Origin of the sequence: Terrisporobacter sp. (assembly GCF_017888745.1) — a bacterium.
GTDB lineage: Bacteria > Bacillota > Clostridia > Peptostreptococcales > Peptostreptococcaceae > Terrisporobacter.
In genome coordinates this window covers 1-2,859 of record NZ_JAGHFM010000116.1, presented here as the reverse complement: position 1 = coordinate 2,859, position 2,859 = coordinate 1, and the positions used below count along the sequence as shown (strand labels likewise).

The window sequence follows — 2,859 nt, the reverse complement described above, 5'->3', positions numbered from 1 at the left end:
TATCTTTATTCTTAGCACTTTCAACTAAAGCATCTGCGCATGGTACTAAGGCATCTATAAGAGTTTTATCTCCTACTACTGCTCCACGGCCAAATGAACGCTCTCCAGTATCTTGTATTCCTTTAACTGAAGCTTGAATCATATTTGCAAAATCTTCAATAGTTAATACTTCTTTATTTGCTACAAATTTAGATGCAGCTCTAAATGCACTTCCCAATATTGGTCCAGAAGCCCCTCCACAATGTTCCATAATTACCATAGAACAAGCATCCAAGAATTTACTAATATTAATATCTTTATCAGAAAGTATTTCCTTCCATTCTCTTTTTAATTGTTTAAATCCTTTAGCAACACTCATACCAAAGTCTCCATCACCAGCATGAGAGTCTAGTTCACAAAATGGCACTTCGTTTTCTATTATAACTTCACTCATTTTATCTACTATATAAATCATATTGTCTAAAGTTATATTTTTATTTTCTATTTTAGAGAATCTTTCATCAGTTTCCACTTTAAAACTAACTTCTACTTTTTTCTCCTCATCATTTACATCTGTATATTCCACAGATTCAACATGATTGCTTACCTTAAATGATGGAGTATCACTTTCTTCTGATAATAATTTTTTAAGCTCATTATCTAATTTCATTATTGATACAGAAGCTCCAGCCATATCTATACTAGTCATATAGTTTCCAACAAAAGTTCTATAAATTTTTATATTTCTTTTTGATAATTCTCTGGTAACTGAGTTATTAAATAAATATAATTCTTGTAAAGGTGTTCCACCAAATCCATTTATTAATAAAGCTATCTCTTCTTGTTTATCTTCGATTTTCATATCTTTTAAAATATCATCTACTATTCTTTTAGCTAATTCATCTGCTGTACACATTTTTTCTCTTTTTATTCCTGGCTCTCCATGTATACCAACACCAAATTCTAATTCATCATCAGCTATATTAAATGTTGGTGTACCTTTAGCTGGTACTGTACAAGATGTTAAAGCAAACCCTAGACTTCTTACATTATCTATTGCTTTTTGTGCAACTGTTTTAACTCCTTCCAATGACATACCTTGCTCTGATGCTGCACCTGCTATTTTATGAACTAATACAGTCCCAGCAACTCCACGACGTCCTACTGTATATAAACTATCTTCAACAGCTATATCATCATCTACTTTTACATAATCTACTTTTATTCCATCTTCACTTGCTAAATGAGCAGCATTTTTAAAGTTCATCATATCTCCACTATAGTTTTTAATTATTAATAGTGTACCTTTTTCGCTGGCAGTAGCTTTAATAGCTTGATATACTTGTATTTGAGATGGTGAAGCAAATACATCCCCACATACAGCAGCATCCAGCATACCCTTACCTATAAATCCTGCATGAGCTGGTTCATGACCGCTTCCCCCACCACTTATTAAGCTAACTTTATTTTTATCTATATCTCTTTTCTTAATTACTTTATATTTTTTTACAAATTCTAATTCTGGATGAGCCATAGCTATACCATTACACATCTCCATTACTACTGTTTCTGGTCTATTGATTAATTTTTTCATTTTTCCACCTCTAATGTCCCTATTTATTAGCTTTGTAATTTCTACCTAATCTGTCTGCTGTAATTATTGCGGCTGCCACTGACTCCACACTTATTGGGAATGGCATAGAATGTACTGATTCTTCAGCTATACAAGATTTTTCAGCAACTTCCATTAATTCTTCTTCACTTATTTCATCTACACCTATATCAGATAAACAAACTGGAAGACCTACTTCTAAACAGAAATCTAAAACTTGATTTATTTCTTCTTCTGGAGAATTTTCAAGCACTAATTGTGCTAATGTTCCAAAAGCAACTTTTTCTCCATGGAAGTATTTATGAGTTCCTTCTAATATAGTTAATCCATCATGTATTGCATGAGCAGCAGCTAGTCCACCACTTTCAAATCCAAGACCTGATAAAAGTATATTTGCTTCTATTATATTTTCAAGTGCTGGAGTTACTAAGTTACAATCTGATGATACCTTTGCTTTTGCTCCATCACTTAGAAGAGTTTCATAACATAATTTTGCAAGGGCAAGAGCTGTATTAGTTCCTTTAGCTGGTGAGCAAAGTCCTTCTCTAGCCCCACAAGGTAGACCTGCGTTTACATTTGAGTAAGAGTTTGCAGTTGCTCTTGCTTCAAAATAAGTTGATAAAGCATCTCCCATACCTGATACAAGGAAACGAGTAGGTGCTTTTGCTATTACTGTTGTGTCTATAAGAACTACACTTGGACTTTGTTTGAAATATGCATAATCATCAAAAGCTCCATCTGGAGTATATAATACTGCTGAATGACTAGTTGGTGCATCTGTTGCCGCAATTGTTGGAACTATTATTAAAGCTTCACCTTGGGCAACACATTTAGCTGTATCTATTGCTTTTCCACCACCAAGGCCTATTGTACAAGCACATTGATTTTCTTTTGCTACCTCTTGTAATCTTTTAACTTCTTGTCTTGAACACTCACCTTTAAATCCACTTTCCACAAACTTAATTCCAAATTTTTCACTAGTTTTATCTAATTTATCTTTAACACGTGCTACATCATCTGGATGAGCTATTAATAATGCAGACTCTCCAAATGTTTTTACAAAATAACCTAAATTTAATAATTCATCTTCACCTTGAACATATTTAGTTGGACATATAAATGCTTTTCTCATAATTAATTAACTCCTATCTATTTAATCTAATATTTTTTATTTATTGCTTAAACTTTAATTAAATTATAATATCGTTTTCCTTCTTCTACATTAGACTAAAATGTCATAAAATTACAATATAAGATCGTAATTTTAT

2 protein-coding genes are annotated in these 2,859 nt (G+C 32.2%); both read right to left on the bottom strand.

The window, feature by feature from the left end; genetic code table 11:
- On the bottom strand, positions 1 to 1,573 hold a 1,573-nt coding region (gene dhaK / locus J7G74_RS05715), incomplete at its 3' end, for a dihydroxyacetone kinase subunit DhaK (RefSeq protein WP_297132972.1).
- A gap of 19 nt (positions 1,574 to 1,592) precedes the next feature.
- The gene (locus J7G74_RS05710; RefSeq protein ID WP_297132969.1) at positions 1,593 to 2,723 is read right to left on the bottom strand and encodes a glycerol dehydrogenase; all 1,131 of its coding nucleotides are present in this window, start codon (positions 2,721 to 2,723) and stop codon (positions 1,593 to 1,595) included.
- Positions 2,724 to 2,859 lie beyond the last annotated feature (136 nt).

Coding starts and splice junctions, on each gene's coding strand:
- J7G74_RS05710 (WP_297132969.1), bottom strand. CDS start 2,723: ATGAGAAAAGCATTTATATGTCCAACTAAATATGTTCAAGGTGAAGAT.